The sequence below is a fragment of the Fictibacillus phosphorivorans genome, from assembly GCF_023715845.1.
Lineage (GTDB): Bacteria > Bacillota > Bacilli > Bacillales > Fictibacillaceae > Fictibacillus > Fictibacillus phosphorivorans_D.
Window position 1 is genome coordinate 159870 of the sequence record NZ_JAMBOR010000001.1, and the last position, 21356, is coordinate 181225.

Annotated in this window: 22 protein-coding genes; 20 read left to right on the top strand and 2 right to left on the bottom strand. The window is 39.7% G+C overall.

Annotated features, from left to right (window positions below):
* Window positions 1-24: 24 nt before the first annotated feature.
* Window positions 25-156, bottom strand: coding sequence for a YqzM family protein (locus M3206_RS00770; protein WP_077359116.1), 132 nt, complete (start codon window positions 154-156; stop codon window positions 25-27).
* A 281-nt stretch (window positions 157-437) separates the two neighbouring features.
* Here M3206_RS00770 and holA point away from each other — a divergent pair, with 281 nt between their 5' ends.
* On the top strand, window positions 438-1481 hold the full coding sequence (gene holA, locus M3206_RS00775; protein ID WP_251310602.1) for a DNA polymerase III subunit delta: 1044 nt from the start codon (window positions 438-440) through the stop codon (window positions 1479-1481).
* Window positions 1482-1627: 146 nt separating this feature from the next.
* Here the strand turns inward: holA and rpsT are convergent, their stop codons facing one another.
* On the bottom strand, window positions 1628-1894 hold the full coding sequence (rpsT, locus tag M3206_RS00780; protein ID WP_251310603.1) for a 30S ribosomal protein S20: 267 nt from the start codon (window positions 1892-1894) through the stop codon (window positions 1628-1630).
* A 159-nt stretch (window positions 1895-2053) separates the two neighbouring features.
* Between rpsT and gpr the strand changes: the two genes are divergently transcribed.
* The 19 genes from gpr (at window position 2054) to yqfD (ending at window position 21352) form a co-directional block, all read left to right on the top strand.
* Window positions 2054-3163 carry a GPR endopeptidase gene (gpr, locus tag M3206_RS00785; RefSeq protein ID WP_251310604.1) on the top strand — a complete coding sequence of 370 codons (1110 nt, stop codon included), beginning with the start codon at window positions 2054-2056 and terminating at the stop codon, window positions 3161-3163.
* 126 nt (window positions 3164-3289) lie between these two features.
* A complete protein-coding gene (locus tag M3206_RS00790) occupies window positions 3290-3634 on the top strand; it encodes a DUF3679 domain-containing protein (RefSeq protein ID WP_251310605.1) in 345 nt (114 codons plus the stop codon).
* A gap of 419 nt (window positions 3635-4053) precedes the next feature.
* Window positions 4054-5889 carry a translation elongation factor 4 gene (gene lepA, locus M3206_RS00795; protein ID WP_285876621.1) on the top strand — a complete coding sequence of 612 codons (1836 nt, stop codon included), beginning with the start codon at window positions 4054-4056 and terminating at the stop codon, window positions 5887-5889.
* Window positions 5890-5959: 70 nt separating this feature from the next.
* The gene (gene hemW, locus M3206_RS00800; RefSeq protein WP_251310606.1) at window positions 5960-7105 is read left to right on the top strand and encodes a radical SAM family heme chaperone HemW; all 1146 of its coding nucleotides are present in this window, start codon (window positions 5960-5962) and stop codon (window positions 7103-7105) included.
* A gap of 80 nt (window positions 7106-7185) precedes the next feature.
* Window positions 7186-8211, top strand: coding sequence for a heat-inducible transcriptional repressor HrcA (hrcA, locus tag M3206_RS00805; RefSeq protein WP_251310607.1), 1026 nt, complete (start codon window positions 7186-7188; stop codon window positions 8209-8211).
* Window positions 8212-8235: 24 nt separating this feature from the next.
* The gene (gene grpE, locus M3206_RS00810; RefSeq protein WP_251310608.1) at window positions 8236-8826 is read left to right on the top strand and encodes a nucleotide exchange factor GrpE; all 591 of its coding nucleotides are present in this window, start codon (window positions 8236-8238) and stop codon (window positions 8824-8826) included.
* A 29-nt stretch (window positions 8827-8855) separates the two neighbouring features.
* Window positions 8856-10682, top strand: a complete 1827-nt coding sequence (gene dnaK, locus M3206_RS00815) for a molecular chaperone DnaK (RefSeq protein WP_251310609.1) — start codon at window positions 8856-8858, stop codon at window positions 10680-10682.
* Window positions 10683-11078: 396 nt separating this feature from the next.
* A complete protein-coding gene (gene dnaJ / locus M3206_RS00820; RefSeq protein WP_251310610.1) occupies window positions 11079-12191 on the top strand; it encodes a molecular chaperone DnaJ in 1113 nt (370 codons plus the stop codon).
* Window positions 12192-12228: 37 nt separating this feature from the next.
* A complete protein-coding gene (gene prmA / locus M3206_RS00825; protein WP_251310611.1) occupies window positions 12229-13170 on the top strand; it encodes a 50S ribosomal protein L11 methyltransferase in 942 nt (313 codons plus the stop codon).
* Between the two features lie 17 nt (window positions 13171-13187).
* Window positions 13188-13940: a 16S rRNA (uracil(1498)-N(3))-methyltransferase gene (locus M3206_RS00830; RefSeq protein ID WP_251310612.1), complete on the top strand. Its 753-nt coding sequence runs from the start codon at window positions 13188-13190 to the stop codon at window positions 13938-13940.
* A 5-nt stretch (window positions 13941-13945) separates the two neighbouring features.
* Entirely contained in the window at window positions 13946-15298 is a 1353-nt protein-coding gene (gene mtaB, locus M3206_RS00835) for a tRNA (N(6)-L-threonylcarbamoyladenosine(37)-C(2))-methylthiotransferase MtaB (protein WP_251310613.1), read from the top strand.
* A 124-nt stretch (window positions 15299-15422) separates the two neighbouring features.
* On the top strand, window positions 15423-16097 hold the full coding sequence (gene deoC / locus M3206_RS00840; protein WP_251310614.1) for a deoxyribose-phosphate aldolase: 675 nt from the start codon (window positions 15423-15425) through the stop codon (window positions 16095-16097).
* A 150-nt stretch (window positions 16098-16247) separates the two neighbouring features.
* Window positions 16248-16421, top strand: coding sequence for a 30S ribosomal protein S21 (rpsU, locus tag M3206_RS00845; protein WP_007202240.1), 174 nt, complete (start codon window positions 16248-16250; stop codon window positions 16419-16421).
* A gap of 14 nt (window positions 16422-16435) precedes the next feature.
* The gene (locus tag M3206_RS00850; RefSeq protein ID WP_251310615.1) at window positions 16436-16879 is read left to right on the top strand and encodes a GatB/YqeY domain-containing protein; all 444 of its coding nucleotides are present in this window, start codon (window positions 16436-16438) and stop codon (window positions 16877-16879) included.
* A 131-nt stretch (window positions 16880-17010) separates the two neighbouring features.
* Window positions 17011-18333 (top strand): NfeD family protein, encoded by a 1323-nt coding sequence (locus M3206_RS00855; RefSeq protein ID WP_251310616.1) that lies wholly within the window; start codon window positions 17011-17013, stop codon window positions 18331-18333.
* A 14-nt stretch (window positions 18334-18347) separates the two neighbouring features.
* Complete coding sequence (gene floA, locus M3206_RS00860; RefSeq protein ID WP_251310617.1) at window positions 18348-19355, top strand: flotillin-like protein FloA; 1008 nt, start codon at window positions 18348-18350, stop codon at window positions 19353-19355.
* A gap of 2 nt (window positions 19356-19357) precedes the next feature.
* Window positions 19358-19774, top strand: coding sequence for a hypothetical protein (locus M3206_RS00865; protein ID WP_251310618.1), 417 nt, complete (start codon window positions 19358-19360; stop codon window positions 19772-19774).
* Window positions 19775-19850: 76 nt separating this feature from the next.
* Entirely contained in the window at window positions 19851-20132 is a 282-nt protein-coding gene (gene yqfC / locus M3206_RS00870) for a sporulation protein YqfC (protein ID WP_251310619.1), read from the top strand.
* Window positions 20133-20158: 26 nt separating this feature from the next.
* Window positions 20159-21352, top strand: a complete 1194-nt coding sequence (gene yqfD / locus M3206_RS00875; protein WP_251310620.1) for a sporulation protein YqfD — start codon at window positions 20159-20161, stop codon at window positions 21350-21352.
* Window positions 21353-21356: the final 4 nt, after the last annotated feature.

Genomic DNA, 21356 nt, shown 5'->3' on the forward strand with positions numbered 1-21356 from the left:
AAAGATTCGGCTCTTTTTTATGTATTATGCAATTGCTTTAAGAATGACCCCGATGGCAAAAATAACTGTAAAGAATCCAAAGGAAACGACAAAGCCTACACCGGAATCAATAAGGTCGTTACGCTTGCTCTGTACATCTTTTTCAAAATGGTTCATGTGACAGCCCTCCTAATCCATCTTTAGTATACGTTATCGTTTTCAAAAAATCCATACTGAAAATGCTTTCTTTCATGCTTTTATCAAAAACTTACCAATGCTGCTATTCGTTGTCACCAATAAAAATTTTCAGCATAGGATATCCTAAATAAAGCTAGCACAGGAGCTACACAGTTCGTGTGTTAGTGTTCATCATAAATGAAGGAACAGGCAAGCGCTTGTTCCTTCTTTTGCTTGCAAAACATTTCTTTTCGCCATAGGATTAAAGAGGGGTGAAAAAGGTGCTTACAGTCGATGCATTGAAAAAAAACATAAAAAATAAAAACACATCTCCCATTTACCTAATATGGGGAACTGAGCTTTACTTAGCTGAGGAAGCCATACAAGCGATTTCCTCTTTGTTAGCTCCCGATGAAAGAGACTTCAATTTAAGTGTACATAACCTGGATGAAATAGCTGTTCAGGAAGTGATGGAAGATGCTGAAACGATGCCTTTTTTAGGTGATCGCAGGATTGTTGTTATGAAAAATGCTGCATTCCTTACTGCGGCTAAAGAAAAGGCTAAGATCGAACATGACATCAAAGTGTTTGAACAATACATACTAAATCCAGCAGAATATACAACGCTTGTAGTCGTAGTTCCCTATGAGAAGCTTGACGAAAGGAAAAAAATCGTCAAACAGTTAAAATCGCAGGCTGAGATCATACAAGTCTCTCAGTTAAGTAATGATACTGCAGAAAAGTGGCTTTATAAGGAAGCTCAATCGTTAAATGTTTCGATCGAAACAGATGCCGCTGAACTGCTCCTTTCAAGATTGGGAACCAAAATGTCAGTACTTGCGAAAGAGATGGAGAAAATGGCATTGTTCGTGGGCAATGAAGGAACCATTACGAGAGAAACTGTGGATGAGCTAGTAGCCAGAACGTTAGAAGACGATGTTTTTGCTCTCGTAGATCATGTTGTCCATAAACGTACAGAAGCGGCATTAAGAAGTTTTTATGATCTGATGAAACAAAATCAAGAACCGATCCAAATTCATGCACTCATTACACGCCAGTTTAGAATCATAAATGGAGTGAAAGAACTTCAAAAAAAAGGGTACGGAGAGAAACAGATCGCCTCGGCACTCAAATTGCATCCTTACGCTGTAAAATTAGCTAGTAAGCATGCGAGTCAATTTGATGAAAGTTTTTTAAGGAATAGCCTGGATGAATTTGCGGAAACGGATTATAAGATGAAAACAGGTCAGATGGATAAGACGCTCCTCTTAGAAATGGAGATCATTAAACTTTCTCAAGCGAAGCAAAGCAATTCCTTCGTATAAAGGGAATGGATTTATCATGTTTAAATGAAAAAAAGAAGCAAACCACCTTGTGATGGTTTGCTTCTTTTTTATAACTGCTAAAAACTGCAAAAATAAAAAAACGACCTATTGGTGTAAGGCCGTTTTTTGAGGTTTCATCCTTTTATTTATGCGTTAACACCGTTTAAAGCCTTCGCTAGACGAGACTTTTGGCGAGAAGCTGCATTTTTGTGGATAAGTCCTTTGTTTGCTGCTTTGTCAATCTTCTTAGAAGCAGTAACAAATGCCGCCTGAGCACCTTCAACATTGTTTGATGCTGCAAGTGTTTCAAAGTTTTTAATCGCAGTACGCATGCCAGACTTAAGTGAAGCGTTATGAGCACGACGCTTTTCGTTTGTTTTTACACGTTTAATTGCTGATTTAATATTAGCCAATCCATTCACCTCCCTAAATGAACCATGATGCAACAAAATTGCTTTCCGTTGCAAAAAATAGGACACAAAGTATTCTATCAAAATCGCGATTTAAATGCAATACAAGAATGAAAAGGAACAGTTGCGGCAAAAATACTTTTTAAAGGATGGTGGCAGATTATGGGTAAAGACTTAGATCTTCAAGCATATTCCGTTCGGACAGATTTAGCCATTGAAGCTCACGATATGCTATTAAAAGAAGAAGAAGTTGAAAACAAAAGCTCTATTGAAGGGGTCATAATAAAAGAAAGAGACGAAGATGGGATCAAATGTGTAAGAGTAGAGATCGATGAAAAAGGTGCTGAAGCTACAGGTAAAAAACCAGGGCTATACCTCACCTTTGAAGTACAGGGCATCCGTGAAAAAGATTCGAAGCTTCAAGAAAGAGTCCAAGAAGTCTTTGCAAGGGACTTTAATCATTTTTTAAGAGAGGAAGGTGTAAAACAAGACGATACCTGCTTAGTAGTAGGGTTAGGTAACTGGAATGTTACACCGGATTCACTTGGACCGCTTGTAGTAGAGAACTTGACGATAACGAAGCATTTATTCGAACTGGCTCCAGAGAATGTTGAAGAAGGTTTTAGACCAGTATGTGCAATATCTCCTGGTGTTATGGGAATCACAGGGATCGAAACGAGTGATATCATCGATGGAATTGTCAAAAGGGTCAGTCCGGATTTTGTTATTGCAATTGATGCATTAGCTTCTCGGTCGATCGAAAGAGTGAATTCAACCATTCAAGTTTCGAACACGGGTATTCACCCGGGATCAGGAGTCGGTAATAAACGGAAAGAATTAAGTAAAGAAACGCTCGGTATTCCTGTTATTTCAATTGGAATCCCTACAGTTGTCGATGCGGCTACCATTACAAGTGATACAATCGATTTTATCTTAAAGCACTTCGGACGAGAGATGAATGAAAAAGATAAACCTTCTAAATCACTTCTTCCTGCCGGTATGACATTTGGCGAAAAGAAAATTTTAACCGATGAAGATCTGCCTGGAGAAGAACACAGAAAGTCATTCCTAGGTATTGTGGGTGTTTTGGAGGAAGAAGAGAAGCTTAGATTAATACGGGAGGTATTAGCACCGATCGGTCATAATCTGATGGTTACCCCGAAAGAAGTGGATGTCTTTATAGAGGATATGGCAAACGTTATAGCTAATGGACTGAATACGGCGCTTCATGGACAGATCGATCAAGGAAATGCCTCTTCCTATACACATTAAAAATACTGAGTGTTTAGCGAGATTTCGCTACTGCCTAAAGGACAATATGAAGTTAAGTAGTCATGTTTGGACAAGCTGCTGCATAAATTTGAATGGTACATCCTTGTAAACAAGGAGGAAATCCAAATGACGAAATTTATGTTAAAGTGTTTTGGAATTACGGCTCTGCTTTTATTCGGTGTCTTATTTGGTATTCAAAAGGCGCATTTTGAGATGAATGAACTTAAAGGAGTTCCTTCAAAAGAGAGCATAGAATCCATGAATGATCACATTTCTTCGGATGTTAAAAAAGCATCAAACCATGATATTAAAACAAAACAAGAAACGTTAAATAAGATCGATTCGTTTAATGTCTTCTCTGCATTTGGTCAGAAACTCACTTCATGGATCTCGTCAGCTTTCAGTGTCATGATTTCGGTACTGGGTATTATCATTCAAGAAATGCTTGATGTATTCTCACCAGGGGGCTAACTCAAAAGTTTTTAAACTTTTGAGTTCTGGCCTCTTTTTATATGAAAGTAAGAGAAAAAGGACGTTTTGATGCACGAGTTACTGATTTTTTTATGATTCCAAGCAAAATATATCTCTGCGCGAAAGTGGAACAACTTACGCGAACGTGTAACAAATATAAAAACACGTACCGTAAAACTTCAATAGGACTTTTATAAAAAAAGGAAGGCTGATGTTGGTCGGTCACACTTCCATGCAAAGATTTCCTTCCATTCTAAAATCTCATGTGGGGGATGACCTAAAAGGATCGTAATTGGACCTATTGGGTCACCCCCTTTTGTTTGAATCCCTATTTTTATAGGTTGTCATTGAAAGGTGTATCTTGTATTGCTATAATCAAAGCTAGTGACTTTTCCTAAAATTGTAGGAGTGAACGTATAATGAACAGAGAAGAGAAATTAAAAAGACAATCTAAAATACGGAATTTTTCCATTATTGCACATATCGACCATGGAAAGTCTACTCTAGCTGACCGTATTCTAGAAGTAACAAGTGCCTTAACTCAGCGTGAGATGAAAGAACAACTTTTGGATTCCATGGATTTGGAACGGGAACGTGGAATTACGATCAAATTAAATGCTGTACAGCTTCAATATAAAGCAAAAGATGGAGAAGTCTATACCTTCCACCTAATCGATACGCCTGGACATGTAGATTTTACATATGAGGTATCTAGAAGCTTAGCTGCTTGTGAAGGAGCTCTATTGATTGTTGATGCTGCTCAAGGAATCGAAGCACAAACGCTTGCAAACGTTTATCTTGCTCTTGAGAACGACCTTGAGATTCTTCCAGTTATCAATAAGATTGATTTGCCTAGTGCAGAACCAGAACGAGTTCGCCAGGAAGTTGAAGATGTAATCGGGCTTGACGCATCAGATGCAGTTCTTGCCTCTGCAAAAGCAGGAATAGGTATTGAAGATATCTTAGAGCAAATTGTGGAAAAGGTACCAGCTCCACAAGGGGATCCTGAAGGTCCTCTAAAAGCGTTGATCTTTGACTCTTTATATGATCCTTATCGAGGCGTAGTAACGTATATACGTATTGCTGAGGGAACAGTTAAAATCGGAGATAAAATCAAGATGATGGCTACGGGGAAAGAGTTTGAAGTTCTTGAACTCGGAGTCTTTACACCTAAAGCCGTTCAAAAAGACTTTTTAACAGTTGGTGATGTTGGATACCTGACTGCATCGATCAAAAATGTTGGCGATACCCAAGTCGGTGATACCATCACGAGCGCTGTTAAAGGAGCAACTGAACCGCTTCCTGGATATAGAAAGATGAATCCGATGGTTTACTGTGGACTATATCCGGTAGATACGGCAAAATACAATGATCTGCGTGAAGCGTTAGAACGACTTGTTCTGAATGATTCTGCACTTCAATATGAGCCGGAAACATCTCAGGCGCTTGGGTTTGGTTTCAGATGCGGGTTCCTTGGATTACTTCACATGGAGATCATCCAAGAACGTATCGAGCGTGAATTTAACATTGACCTGATCGCTACTGCACCGAGTGTTATCTATAACGTTACGATGACTGATGGTGAGAAGATTGTTGTTGATAATCCGGCTAACATGCCAGACGCACAGAAGATCAGTGTAGTTGAAGAACCTTATGTAAAAGCATCTATTATGACACCGAATGATTATGTAGGTGCGATCATGGAGATCTGTCAAAAGAAACGTGGGATTTTCCTGACGATGGATTATTTGGAGAACAATCGAGTTAACGTATTGTATGAGATCCCTCTATCTGAGATCGTTTATGATTTCTTTGATCAGTTAAAATCCAGTACAAAAGGATATGCATCCCTTGACTACGAGCTGATTGGTTATAAGCCTTCAAAACTGGTTAAGATGGAAATACTTCTAAATGCAGAAAAGATTGATGCTTTATCTGTAATCGTTCATAAAGACTTTGCCTATGAGCGCGGGAAAGTAGTCGTTGAAAAGTTAAAAGAGCTTATTCCTAGACAGCAGTTTGAGGTACCTATCCAAGCGGCTATCGGTCAGAAGATTGTTGCCCGGTCTAACATTAAGGCGTTGCGTAAGAACGTATTAGCAAAATGTTATGGCGGAGACATTTCCCGAAAGCGTAAATTGCTTGATAAGCAAAAAGAAGGTAAGAAGCGTATGAAAACGATCGGTCGTGTTGACGTTCCTCAAGAAGCTTTCATGGCAGTGCTTCGTATGGATGACACGAATAATAACAAATAAAAGCAGTGAAAAGACCGCAAAGGGAATTCTGCGGTCTTTCCTCATTTTTTGAGAAAAGGCGGTGAATCGGTTGCTTAAAGCTGTATATCTCCATATTCCGTTTTGTGTTCAGATTTGTAACTATTGCGATTTCAATAAAATTTTCATACATCAGCAGCCTGTAGATGAATATCTTATTTCGATGAAGAAAGAAATGATCAACACGACTGCCCGTTTTCCGAACTATAGTATGGAAACGATCTTTGTAGGAGGAGGTACTCCGACCTCTTTAAGTGAGAGTCAGCTCAATACGTTTTTACAAGATGTGAATCACGTATTCTCAAGTGAAAATCTTAAAGAATTCACCGTCGAAGCAAATCCTGAACAAACAACAAAAGAGAAAATAAGAGTGTTAAAAGAGAATGGTGTTAACAGACTGAGTATTGGTGTACAGGCCTTTCAATCATCCCTATTAAAAAAACTCGGAAGAACACATGATAAAGAGGATGTTTATCGAACAGTTTCAGAGGCGAAAAGAGCAGGGATTGATAACATGTCTATCGATTTGATGTTTGGTCTACCCGGACAGACGATGGAGATGTTCAAAGAATCAGTAGACAAGGCTCTGGAGCTTGATGTTCCTCACATTTCGTCCTATTCTTTACAGATTGAAAAGAAAACGGTATTTTACAACCTGGCTCAAAAAGGGAAACTTGTTCTTCCTGAACACGAGCTTGAAGCAGAGATGTATGATTACTTAATCGAATCTTTGGATAAGAAGGGATACCGTCAATATGAGATTAGTAATTTCGCCATTCCAGGGTTTGAAAGCAAACACAATCTGCAATACTGGAACAATAACGAATATTTCGGAATTGGAGCAGGCGCTCACAGCTATGTTGAAGGGACAAGAAGAAGGAACGCGGGTCCATTAAAACCGTATATGAACTTAATAGAGGACCATGGATTTCCTTATATTGAAGAGCATCCGGTGACACTTACAGAAAAAATGGAAGAGGAAATGTTTATGGGTCTTCGTAAACAAGAAGGTGTCTCAGACCATGTCTTTATCGATCGGTACGGTTATTCCATGTTTGAAGTATATAAGGAGCCTATCCAAAGAATGATACAAAAAGGCTGGCTTGGAACGCGGGATGGAAGACTGTTCCTTACTGAAGATGGACGGCCGCTAGGAAACGAAGTATTCCAAGAATTTATTGGGGTAGTTTTAGATTGACAACAAAGACTACCTTTTGGTACCTTATATTATAGATTTAGCACTCGCTTCTGTTGAGTGCTAACAAACGAGGTGATGGGATGTTAACGGAACGCCAACTCTATATCTTACGTGTATTAATTGACGATTACATTAAGCATGTTGAGCCTGTAGGTTCCCGTACACTCTCTAAAAGAGAAGACATTACCTACAGTCCTGCTACGATTCGAAATGAACTGGCAGACCTTGAGGATCTTGGATTCTTAGAGAAAACCCATACTTCTTCTGGAAGAATACCTTCGGAGAAAGGCTATCGTTTCTATGTGGATCACCTGCTGCCTTCCATCTTTGTTTCACCGAACGAAATGGAGACAACTGAACTTTTATCAACTGCAAAAGTTCAAGAAGCTGAAGTGCTATTCGACCAATCTGCAAAAATCTTATCAGATTTAACAAACTATACATCTGTTGTTCTTGGTCCGAACGCTCTTGATATGAAACTTCGTCATATGCAGATCATTCCGTTGTCATCACAAATGGCCGTTGCGATATTTGTAACAAACACCGGTCATGTTGAAAACAGACAGATCGTACTACCGAATTCTATCGAGCCGTCCGATTTGGAGAAGCTTGTTAATATTCTAAACGAAAGACTTGCAGGTGTACGGTTAGTAGAGCTGAACAGCAGAATTCAGATGGAACTAACGGCTGTGTTTAAAAAACATCTGAAAGATTATCAAAATGTTAGTGTATTCCTAGATCAGCTTCTCCTTTGGAGCAAAAAGGAAAAGCTGTTTTATGGCGGGAAAACGAATATGCTCTCCCAGCCAGAATTTAGAGATCTTGATAAGGTACGACCACTGTTAGACTTTTTGGAAACAAGAGACTTGATGGAAAAGCTCGTTTCTTCGACTGAAGAAGGTGTAACGGTAAAAATCGGAACTGAGAACCAGCATGAAGCGATGAAGGATTGCAGTGTCATCAATGCTTCTTACACAATGCATGGTAAACATATCGGAACAATTTCTTTAATCGGACCTACAAGGATGGAATACAGAAAAGTAATATCTCTTCTAGATTCCTTGTCAAAAGAAATGACGAATCGATTAAATAATTTTTCTGAGTAATGAATTTTTTAGGGAGGTGAAAGCATGAACAAAGAGGAGACACAAAATCAAACAGAGACTGAACAAAATGATGAAACAGTAGCTGTAGAAGCAGAAGAAGTTCTAGAAGATAACGTGACTGAAGAAAAAGCTGAAGAAACTGTAGAAGAACCACTGACAGAAGAGCAGCAGCGAATTCAGGAGCTTGAAGCAAAGATTGAAGAACTTGGCCAAAAGAACCTTCGTCTGCAAGCGGATTATGATAATTTCCGCCGTCGCACAAGAGAAGAACAGGCAGCTAGCCTAAAATATAAATCTCAAAGTCTGATCGAACAACTATTACCAGCTCTAGATAACTTTGAGCGTGCTTTGAAGACAGAAGCTGCAAACGAACAAGTAAAGACCTTGATCCAAGGGATGGATATGGTGTATCGCCAGTTAACGGATGCACTAAAGCAAGAAGGTCTTACAGAAGTACCGGCAGTCGGTGAGAAATTCGATCCAAATTTGCACCAGGCTGTTATGCAAGTGGAAGATTCTGAGTACGAATCAAACACGGTTATTGAAGAATTGCAAAAAGGTTATATGCTAAAGGATCGTGTCATTCGACCTGCAATGGTTAAAGTAAACGCATAAAAATTACATATTACAATGGAGGGAAAAACATGAGTAAAATCATCGGTATTGACTTAGGTACAACAAACTCTTGTGTAGCAGTTATGGAAGGTGGAGAAGCGGTAGTCATTCCTAACCCGGAAGGTAACCGTACAACACCATCTGTTGTTGCTTTTAAAGATGGAGACCGTTTAGTTGGGGAAGTAGCGAAGCGTCAAGCTGTTACAAACCCAAACACAATTATGTCCATTAAACGATACATGGGTACTGACCATAAAGAAAAAGTTGAAGGAAAAGAGTACACTCCTCAAGAGATTTCAGCTATTATTTTGCAGAAATTAAAATCTCATGCTGAAGAATATCTTGGAGAAAAGGTTGAAAGAGCTGTAATTACAGTTCCGGCTTATTTCAACGATGCACAACGCCAAGCAACTAAAGATGCTGGACAGATTGCTGGCCTTACAGTAGAACGTATCGTTAACGAGCCAACTGCGGCAGCACTTGCTTATGGATTAGAAAAAGATGAAGACCAAACGATTCTTGTATTTGACCTTGGAGGAGGTACGTTCGACGTTTCCATCCTTGAACTAGGTGACGGTTTCTTCGAAGTTAAATCAACTTCTGGGGATAACAAGCTTGGTGGAGATGATTTTGACCAAGTTATCATTGATTATCTAGTAAGTGAATTTAAGAAAGAGAACGGAATCGATCTTTCTCAAGATAAAATGGCACTTCAACGTTTGAAAGATGCAGCTGAAAAAGCGAAGAAAGATCTTTCAGGAGTAACCACAACTCAAATTTCTTTACCGTTTATTACAGCTGACGCATCTGGACCTAAGCACTTAGAGGTAAACTTATCTCGTGCTAAATTTGAAGAATTATCTGCAGATCTTGTTGAACGTACGATGGGACCTACACGCCAAGCACTAAACGACGCTGGTATGTCTCCATCCGATATTGATAAAGTTATTCTTGTAGGTGGATCAACACGTATTCCAGCTGTTCAAGAAGCAATCAAAAAGTTCACTGGCAAAGAACCTCATAAAGGTGTTAACCCTGATGAAGTAGTAGCACTTGGAGCTGCGATTCAAGGTGGAGTTCTAGCTGGGGATGTAAAAGATGTTGTTCTTCTTGACGTTACACCACTTTCACTAGGTATCGAAACCATGGGTGGCGTATTTACAAGATTGATCGACAGAAACACAACGATTCCAACATCTAAATCTCAAGTATTCTCGACAGCTGCTGATAACCAGACTTCTGTAGATATCCATGTTCTACAAGGTGAGCGTGAGATGGCTGCACACAACAAGACTTTAGGACGATTCCAGTTAACAGACATTCCTCCGGCACCACGTGGCGTACCACAAATCGAAGTTAGCTTCGATATCGATGCAAATGGTATCGTAAACGTGCGTGCGAAAGATCTTGGTACAAACAAAGAGCAATCTATCACGATTAAATCTTCTACTGGTCTTTCTGATGAAGAGATCGAACGTATGGTAAAAGACGCAGAAGAAAATGCGGAAGCAGACAAGAAGAAACGTGAAGAGATCGATACTAGAAATGAAGCCGATCAACTTGTATTCACTGTTGATAAAACGTTGAAAGACCTTGAAGGCAAAGTAGACGAAGCAGAAGTTAAAAAAGCTGAGGAAGCTAAAGAGAACTTGAAGAAAGCACTCGAAGGCAACGACATCGAACAGATTAAGAAAGAAAAAGAAGCATTAAGCGAAATCGTACAGCAACTATCTGTTAAACTTTATGAGCAAGCTTCACAACAAGCACAAGCTCAACAAGGTGATGCAGAAGGAAAAGCAAAAGATGATAATATCGTAGATGCTGATTATGAAGAAGTAAACGACGATAAAAAATAAGAACGAGCAGTAAAAGTCAAAGTCAGGATATCTTGACTTTGACTTTTTTTCTGAAGCAAGTGGATCGAATGAAAGAGAAGAATCCGGAGGGATGAGTTTGATTTCGTATCCCTTCGTTGAAAAAGTGATTGGAGTGTAAGATGCGAGACTCCTGGGGGACGAGTGGGACAGGTGAGACTCCTAAACAGCGCAAAGCGGCAGGAGGCTCACCGCCCGCCACAGGAAAGCGAGTATCTGGAACAAAAATCACGTTACTTCCAAGGTTTTAAAAAATCTTCAAATTAAGAAAAGTTTTATTACAGACTCACGACTCCTCAGTGTTTGCAGTTTCGTCTTGAGTCAGGTGATATTCAATGGTAAGATAATTTTTATGTGAGAATTCGGGAGTGTCCTAATATGAGTAAAAGAGATTATTATGAAGTACTTGGATTGGATAAGAACGCCTCTACTGATGAGGTGAAAAAAGCATACCGTAAGCTTGCCAGACAGTATCACCCCGATGTGAACAAAGAGGCAGATGCGGAAGCTAAGTTTAAAGAAGTAAAAGAAGCCTATGAAACGCTAAACGATCCACAGAAAAAAGCACACTATGACCAGTTTGGACATACTGATCCAAATCAAGGTTTCGGTGGGGCTGGAGCTGGATTTGAAGGGTTTGGCGATATTTTTGATATGTTCTTTGGTGGAGGCGGTGGAAGACGTAATCCAAATGCTCCGCGCCAAGGTAACGATCTTCAATATGGTCTTCGCCTTTCATTTGAAGAAGCAGTGTTCGGAAAAGAAACGGAGATCCAGATTCCAACAGAAGAAACATGTGGTACATGTCACGGTTCAGGAGCTAAACCTGGAACGAAACCCGAAACATGTTCACATTGTAATGGAAGCGGTCAGCTGAACGTTGAGCAGAACACCCCATTTGGACGCATTGTGAATAGAAGAGTTTGTCATTATTGTAGCGGTAAAGGAAAAATTATTAAGGAAAAATGCAAAACTTGTCACGGAGCAGGTAAAGTACGCAAGAATAAAACACTATCCGTAAAAGTTCCTGCTGGTGTGGATAATGGGCAGCAGATCCGTATGTCAGGACATGGTGAACCAGGTGTGAACGGTGGTCCTGCGGGAGACCTTTATGTTGTTTTCCAAGTGGCTGAGCACGAATTTTTCGAGCGTGATGGAGATGATATCTATTGCGAGATGCCATTAACATTTGTTCAAGCAGCACTTGGTGATGAAATAGAAGTTCCGACCCTCTACGGTAAAGTTAAGCTGAAGATTCCTGCAGGAACGCAGACTGGAACAAACTTCAGGCTGAGAGGAAAAGGCGTGAAGAATGTTCACGGACGCGGCCAGGGTGATCAGCATATTCAAGTGAAAGTGGTTACACCGAAAAACTTAACCGAAAAACAAAAGCAGCTGCTTCGAGACTTCTCTGAAATAAGCGGAAGTCTTCCAGATGAACAGCAAGGTGGATTTTTTGATAAAGTAAAACGTGCTTTTAAAGGTGAGTAAACAAAGCCTTCTTAATCTTAAAAACGGAGTTGATATGATGAAATGGTCAGAAATTAGCATCCACACTACGCAGGAAGCTGTCGAACCAGTATCAAATATTTTGCATGAAGCAGGAGCAAGCGGAGTTGTGATCGAGGATGTGGATGACCTCTCAAAAGAGCGCCAATCCGTATTTGGTGAAATCTATCAGCTTAATCCTTCTGACTATCCCTCTGAAGGTGTTATTTTAAAAGCATACCTTCCCGTAAATAGTTTTTTAGGAGAAACCGTTGAGGAGATTAAGCAGGCTATTTCTAACCTTGTTAAATATGATATTGATATTGGTGCGAATACCATCTCAATATCCGAAGTGAATGAAGAAGAATGGGCAACTGCTTGGAAAAAATATTATAAACCAGTCAAGATTTCTAAACGGATTACAATTACACCGACTTGGGAGGAGTACGTTCCAGTCAACTCTGATGAGTTAATTATTGAACTAGATCCAGGGATGGCGTTCGGAACGGGGACTCATCCTACAACGGTCATGAGTCTGCAAGCCATTGAGAAATATATTCAAGAAGGCGATACCGTAGTTGACGTTGGTACAGGCTCTGGAGTATTGAGTATTGCATCTGCAATGCTTGGAGCAGGCAAGGTAGATGCCTATGACCTGGATGATGTGGCTGTGACCAGTGCTCGATTAAATGTAAAGCTGAATAAAGTGCATAATAAAGTTCATGTTGATCAAAATGATTTACTAAAAGATATATCAGGTCCTGTTGATCTTATCGTAGGGAATCTTCTCGCAGAAATTATTCTGTTGTTCGTGGATGATGCGGCTAAAGTTTTAAAACCAGGCGGCTATTTCATTACGTCTGGAATCATACAAGGGAAAAAGCGTGAGGTTAAAGCGAAGCTGGAGGAGCAAGGTTTCCATATCGTTGAGATCTTAGAAATGGAAGACTGGGTGGCGATTGTTGCTCAAAATCAGAAATAGAATAGGAAGTGCTTTACATGCAAAGGTATTTTGTTCCTGCTGGAAGCTGGGAGGATAACCGGGTTTTCTTAAAAGATGATGATGCGAAACATATTTCAAAAGTCATGAGAATGCAGCCAGGAGACAACATTATATGCTGTGACAACAATGGCAGGTCAGCTGTTTGTGAAATTCATGACCTTAGCGGAAACGTTGTTGAAGCCCATGTTTTGAATGACCTAGAATCAGATTCTGAGATGCCCGTCTCTGTTACCATTGCACAAGGCCTTCCTAAAGCAGATAAACTTGAATACATTGTTCAAAAAGGAACAGAACTTGGCGCATCAACTTTCTTCCCTTTTTCTGCTGATCGATCCGTTGTAAAATGGGATGAAAAAAAAGCAGCAAAAAAGAAAGAACGTTTAGAAAAAATCGCGAAAGAAGCAGCTGAACAATCGCAAAGAAGCAAGATTCCAGAGATTTTAAATCCTGGGTCTTTTTCTGATTTGCTAAATGTCGCAAATCAGTATAATATAAAAATCGTTGCATATGAAGAGGAAGCGAAACAGCATGAGTATAGCCGTTTTTCTTCTGCTTTGAAAAAGCTTGCAATCGGAGACAACCTTCTTTGCGTTATAGGTCCAGAAGGCGGTTTAAGCGAAAATGAAGCTAGGATCCTAAAGGAACATGGATTTGAATTATGCGGACTGGGTCCTAGGATATTAAGGACCGAAACAGCTCCATTATATATTTTATCTGCTATTTCTTATCATTTTGAATTAAAGGGGTGACGAAAATGCCATCTGTTGCTTTTCATACTTTAGGTTGTAAAGTTAATCATTACGAAACAGAAGCAATCTGGCAGCTGTTTCAGTCAGAAGGCTACGAACGAACTGACTTTGACAGTACTGCAGATGTTTATGTTATAAATACATGTACCGTTACGAATACGGGGGATAAGAAGAGCCGTCAAGTTATTCGCCGTGCCATTCGAAAGAATCCTGATGCTGTTATTTGTGTTACAGGGTGTTATGCCCAAACTTCACCAGCTGAGATCATGGCGATACCTGGAGTAGATGTTGTCGTCGGCACACAAGATCGATCCAAGATGCTGACGTACATTAAACAATATCAAGAGGAAAGAATGCCTATTAATGGTGTATCCAACATCATGAAGGCTAGAGTTTATGAAGAATTAGACGTTCCTGCATTTACAGATAGAACGAGAGCATCTTTAAAGATTCAAGAAGGCTGCAATAACTTCTGTACGTTCTGTATCATTCCATGGGCGAGAGGTTTGCTGCGTTCAAGAAAACCAGAAGATGTCCTGACTCAAGCTCAGCAATTGGTGGATTCAGGCTATAAGGAGATTGTTCTGACAGGTATTCACACTGCAGGATATGGCGAAGATATGAAAGATTACTCTTTCGCTAAATTACTCCGCGATCTCGATGAAAAAGTTACAGGACTTAAAAGAATTCGTATTTCTTCCATAGAAGCAAGCCAAATTACAGATGAAGTGATCCAGGTTATGGGAAAATCAGATAAGATTGTCCCTCACTTGCATATTCCATTACAATCAGGGTCCAATACTGTTCTTCAGCGTATGAGAAGAAAGTATACTATGGAAATGTTCGGTGAACGTCTTGACCGGTTAAAAGAGGCTCTACCGGGACTAGCTATTACATCTGATGTGATTGTAGGCTTTCCTGGAGAAACTGAAGAAGAATTTATGGAAACGTATAATTTTATAGAAAAACATAAATTTATGGAACTGCATGTGTTTCCTTATTCAAAACGCACAGGTACACCTGCTGCTAAAATGGAAAATCAGGTTCCAGAGGACATTAAGAACGAACGTGTTCATAAATTAATTTCGTTATCCGATCAATTAGCTAAAGAGTATGCTTCTCTTTATGAAGATACAGTCGTTGAAGTGATTCCGGAAGAAGAGTTTAAGGATGAACCAGGTAAAAATTTATTTGTAGGATACACGCCAAATTATCTAAAAGTTGTCTTCAAAGGAAATGAAGATATGATTGGCAAATTAGTAAAAGTGAAAATCACCGAAGCTGGATATCCTTATAACAAAGGTATATTTGTAAAACAAGAAATGGAAGAAGTTTTAAAACAAGCTGTATCAAGCTAACATCCTGGAATTTTTTTCAGGATGTTTTTTAGCGGGAGATTTAAATCCTGCTCGATTTATTTCAAAGGTTTTGGTATGATTACTACGGTAATTTAATATTTTTAGTTCAGAAAGGATTGTTTTTATGAGCAATTTAAACGTTGCAAGAATGATTGATCACACAGCATTAAAAGCTGAAACTACAAAGAAGGAGATTTTAACTCTTTGTGAAGAAGCTAAAAAATATAATTTCTTTTCTGTATGTGTTAACCCTACTTGGGTTTATACAGCTTTCGAACAATTAAAAGGTTCTGATGTAGCTGTTTGTACGGTTATTGGGTTCCCATTAGGTGCAAACACTCCTGAAGTCAAAGCGTTTGAAACTAAAAATGCAATTGAAAATGGCGCAACTGAAGTAGATATGGTTATTAATATCGGTGCTTTAAAAGACGGCAACTATGAGCTTGTTGAACAAGACGTTCGTGCTGTTGTAGAAGCTGCAAAAGGCAAGGCACTTACAAAAGCAATCATCGAAACGGCTCTATTAACGGACGAAGAAAAAGTGAAAGCATGTGAAATCGCTGTTAAAGCCGGAATTGACTTTGTAAAAACTTCAACAGGATTCTCAACTGGAGGAGCTACAGTAGAAGATATTAAACTAATGCGTGAGACTGTCGGTCCTAATATTGGTGTAAAAGCTTCAGGTGCTGTTCGTGATCGTGAAACAGCCTTGGCAATGATCGAAGCAGGTGCTACACGTATTGGAGCAAGTGCAGGAATTGCGATTGTTGAAGGCGGAACTTCTACTTCAGATTATTAAGCCGAGACGAAAAATTTGTTAATTTGACTCTCCTAAAACAGCCTGTTCAAATTAAGTTGACCGCATGACATGGATATATTATAATGGCAAAAGATATGTGACGCATTCTTACGATTTTTGTAAGAGTGGTCTGGAGGGAGGGAAATACAAATGGCAGAAACACGTGTTCGCAAGAACGAATCCATTGATGATGCTCTTCGTCGTTTTAAAAGATCCGTTTCCAAAGATGGAACATTGGCTGAAGTTAAAAAGCGCAAGCATTATGAAAAGCCAAGCGTAAAGCGAAAGAAGAAGGCTGAGGCAGCAAGAAAGCGTAAGTTCTAAGAGAGGTGTAAGAAATGAGTCTTCTTGATACATTAAATCAAGACATGAAGCAAGCGATGAAGAACAAAGATAAGCAAAAGCTTTCTGTAATTCGTATGTTGAAGGCATCTCTTCAAAATGAGGCCATCAAACATGGACGCGAATTAAATGAGGAAGAAGAGCTCACTGTGCTTGCACGCGAGATGAAACAAAGAAAAGACTCCCTCCAAGAATTCGAAAAAGCTGGCCGCGAAGATTTAGTCGCTGGTCTTCAAGATGAAATTGCTGTTCTTACGCCCTATCTTCCTAAACAGCTGACTGAAGATGAACTTCATGAAATTGTTGCTCAAACCATTTCAGAGATTGGAGCAACTTCTAAAGCAGACATGGGTAAAGTAATGGGTGCGCTTATGCCTAAAGTTAAAGGGAAAGCCGATGGCGGTCTCGTTAATCGCATAGTGCAACAACAATTATCATAATTGAAATTGACAAACGCTCTGTATTTATACAGAGCGTTTTCTAAATTTACGGCTATTAAATTCCCTATCCAACTTTTTATTGAAACTTTTCCCACAATTTAACGTAAAATAGAAGGAGAGGGGGGATGAATATGAAGAGGACCCGATTGCTGATCTACGCCTTGTGTTTTATATGGGGAATTTACGGTTTGTTAGCTAACCAGGAAGTTTTTTCAGCAGGTAAAGGAAAAACGGTAACCTTTATCCCTGTAGAGCATGAAGTAGAAAGAGGTCTTGAGGCTTTTTTAGAAAGAAATATCAAAAAAGCTGAAACAGATGGCACTGACCATATCGTACTAGAAATTTATACTCCCGGCGGCCGTGTAGATGCAGCGATACATATAGCAAAATTGATGAGGGAAACAGACATACCTATTACTGCTTACATTGTAAAGAACGCGTTTTCTGCAGGTGCCTATATTGCACTGAATGCAGATGAAATCGTTATGAAGCCTTCAACTACGATTGGTTCAGCAGCTGTTATAGACAGTCAGGGAAATACGGCGGGTCAAAAAGCAGAATCAGCCTGGAAAGCTGAGATGCTGGCTGCGGCAGAGCTCAATGATCGTGATCCATTATATGCAGAGGCAATGGTCGATCCTGATGTTGAAATACCAGCACTTGGTTTGAAAAAAGAAAAACTCCTGACATTAACGGCAAGCGAAGCTGTAAAAGTGGGGTATGCAGAAAAAATTGTAGAAGACCGGCAAGAACTATTAGCCTATTTAAATCTAGAAGAGGCTAAGGTGGTAGAATCTGAACCAACTTTTGCCGATAAGATTGCGCGATTTGTTACCAATCCCGTGATCGTGCCGATATTGTTATCTCTTGGCAGTTTAGGCCTTGTACTCGAATTATATACACCAGGGTTCGGTATTGCAGGATCTATCGGTGCACTGTCTTTATTTTTATTTTTCTACGGTCATATGATTGCGGGATTAGCAGGATGGGAAGCCATCATCTTATTCGTCATAGGTTTTATATTGATTATTTTGGAACTATTTTTGCCCGGTGGTATCATAGGCATAATTGGGGTGATAGCCATGTTAACTGGTTTAATACTTGCAGGAGGTTCAGGAATTCTGCTCGCGATTGCTATAGCCATTATTATAACAATCATAGGCTCTTACTTCTTCATCCGTTCGTTTGGCTATAATGGTCCGCTAAAACGGTTAGTGCTCTTCGATTCAACTAGTTCTGAAAAAGGGTACCTTTCGCACAGTGAGCGTATAGACCTTACTGGAAAAACAGGCATTTCTGCTACACCATTAAGGCCAGCTGGCAGTGTGAAGATTGACGACGAGTATATAGATGTCGTATCTGAAGGGTCTTTTATTGGAAAAGGTGAAAAAGTTAAAATTGTAAAAGTAAGTGGCGGTCGTGTTGTAGTAAGACTGGCCGAAAATAATGAATGAATGGAGTGTTGTTTATGTTAGAACTTAGTTCGATTGCAACGATTGCCATTATTGGTCTAATCGTTATTGCTTTAGCCATATTGTTTACGTTTGTTCCGGTTATGCTTTGGATTTCGGCCTTAGCTGCAGGAGTAAGAGTAGGGATCTTTACATTAGTAGGGATGAGATTGAGAAGGGTTATTCCAAACCGCGTAATTAATCCGTTGATCAAAGCTGTAAAAGCGGGATTAAACTTAAGTACGAATCAACTTGAGAGTCATTACCTTGCAGGCGGAAACGTTGACCGTGTAGTTAATGCTTTGATTGCTGCACACCGTGCCAACATCGAGCTTAGCTTTGAAAGAGCAGCCGCGATCGATTTGGCTGGACGTGATGTGCTTGAAGCGGTACAGATGAGTGTAAACCCTAAAGTTATTGAAACACCATTTATCGCCGGTGTAGCCCTGGATGGTATTGAAGTGAAAGCGAAAGCAAGAATCACAGTAAGAGCTAATATCGACCGCCTCGTGGGTGGTGCCGGTGAAGAAACTATTATCGCACGTGTCGGTGAAGGGATTGTAAGTACAATCGGTTCATCTGATACACATAAAAAAGTTCTTGAGAATCCGGATATGATTTCTCAAACTGTCCTTGCAAAAGGATTGGATGCAGGTACAGCATTTGAGATCCTTTCGATTGATATCGCGGATATTGACATCGGTAAGAATATCGGTGCAGAATTGCAGACGGATCAAGCGATGGCTGATAAGAATATTGCACAAGCGAAAGCTGAAGAAAGACGTGCGATGGCAGTAGCTAATGAACAAGAGATGAAAGCAAGAGTACAGGAAATGAGAGCAAAAGTTGTGGAAGCGGAAGCTGAGGTACCGATGGCTTTAGCAGAAGCGCTTCGTTCGGGGAATATGGGCTTTATGGATTACATGAACATGAAAAACATCATGGCAGATACGACCATGAGAGAATCGATCAGTAAGTCTTCTAATCCAGATAAAGAGAACGATGATAAAGGACGGAAAATGTAAGTATGAATATCATAGAAGCGATTATTGATGTTCTGTTAGCTAATATCGCTTTTGTTATTATTATCGCTGGGGGATTATACAGCTTCTTTAAAAGATTGGCCGATTCTAATCAAACAAACAAACCTGCACCGGCTCGTGGGGATACTAAGCGTCCAAAACAACAAGCATCCCCATTTGGAGTTCCGAATGCACCGGTTGATCAGTCTAAAAGAGCGATAACGATTACGCCGGAAAAGAAACGCGACAGTAAAGAAGCAATCAGTAAGCGATATGAGGATTTGAAGCGAAAAAACGACTCCCCTCGTTATCAGGATAAAGAAGAAGCTATTCTAGGTACTTTTAAAGCGGATCAGCGAGAACTTCAACGAGCAGTGATTTGGTCAGAAATTCTCTCGAAGCCAAAAGCATTGCAGAAATGATTCTGACGAAAAGCAACTAAAGAAAAGTGATAGTTTCCCCCCCTCTCTCATAAAAATGGAGAGAGGGGGTTTTTTTATGGGAAAATTGCGCCAGCAAGTAAGCAAATGGATGATGCAGAATCTTGATTTACCAGCAGACGTAGTAATGGATTTACCCCGGATAACCATGATTGGACAACTACACATTTATATAGAGAATCATAGAGGCGTTAAAGCTTTTTCCAATGAGCAGCTTAAGCTCAAATTGAAACAAGGCACTCTCGTCATCTCCGGAAGAGAATTTGTCATTAAAACCATTCTGCCAGAAGAGATTCTTTTAGAAGGTAGCATCTCTTCAGTTGAATTTGAGAACGAGTAACAGATTGAAGGATATGGAGGGAGAAAATGAAAAACAAATGGAACAATCACTTAAAAGGGTATGTGAGGATCGAAATTGTTGGACAAGAGTCCAGTTCTTTCATCAATACTTGTCTACAGTCGGGAATTCAAATATGGGATATTAAACCGATCGATGGGAAACGAGTAGAAGTATCCATTTCCGTTCCTGATGTCCAAAGAGCAAAAGCCTTATTAAAACAAAACAAGCTCAAAATTAGAATTAAGGATAAAAAGGGGACACCCTTTTTATTGAAAAAAATGTGGAAAAGAAATGGTTTCATAATGGGTATGGTTTCGTTTGTTTTCATTCTGTTCTTATTATCTAATATGATTTGGAATATAAATGTCGTCGGCGCAAATCCTAAAACTGAATACGAGCTAAGAAAAGCTGCATTCGAAATTGGGGTGAAAAAGGGGAAGTTTATCTTCTTATTGCCTAACGTAAGAGAGATCCAAAGACAGCTGACTGAAAAAATGGGTAACGTCACCTGGATCGGTGTGACACAGCACGGTACCTCCTATCGTTTTGAGGTCGTTGAAAAAGAGATCCCAAAGGAAAAAAAGGTTACAGGGCCGAGGCATCTTGTTGCTACAAAGCAAGCGGTTATCCATTCTTTATTCGTAGAAAAAGGACAACCAGTTGTGGCGGCAAACGATTATGTTAAAAAGGGAACGTTGTTGGTGTCTGGCTATATCGGGAAAGAAAAAAAACCCGAATTAGTAAGTGCAAAAGGCAAGGTGTTTGGGGAAGTCTGGTATGAATCCAAAGTCGAAATCCCTTTAAATACTTCTTTTCAAACATACACAGGAAAGTTTAAAAATAGGCATTATGTCTCTTTGTTTGGATTAAATATTCCGATTTACGGATTTTCTGATGGAGAATTTCAGGATAAAACGGAAACACTAAACGAAAGTCCTCTTTACCTGGCGAAGTGGAAGATGCCGTTTTCTTATATTAAGAAAGAAATCCGAGAAACCGACGGGGTTAAACGGTCTTACACGAAAAAAGAGGCCATACAAGTCGGGAAAAAGATGGCTAAAAAAGAATTGCTGAAAAAACTGCCTGTAGATGCAAAAATTAAAGGTGAAAAAGTTTGGCAACAAAAGGTTTCCAATGGTAAAGTAAAATTAACGATGCTCTACCAAGTTATTGAAAATATTGCATCTGAACAACCTATACCTATCCAACAAGGAGAATGAGTAG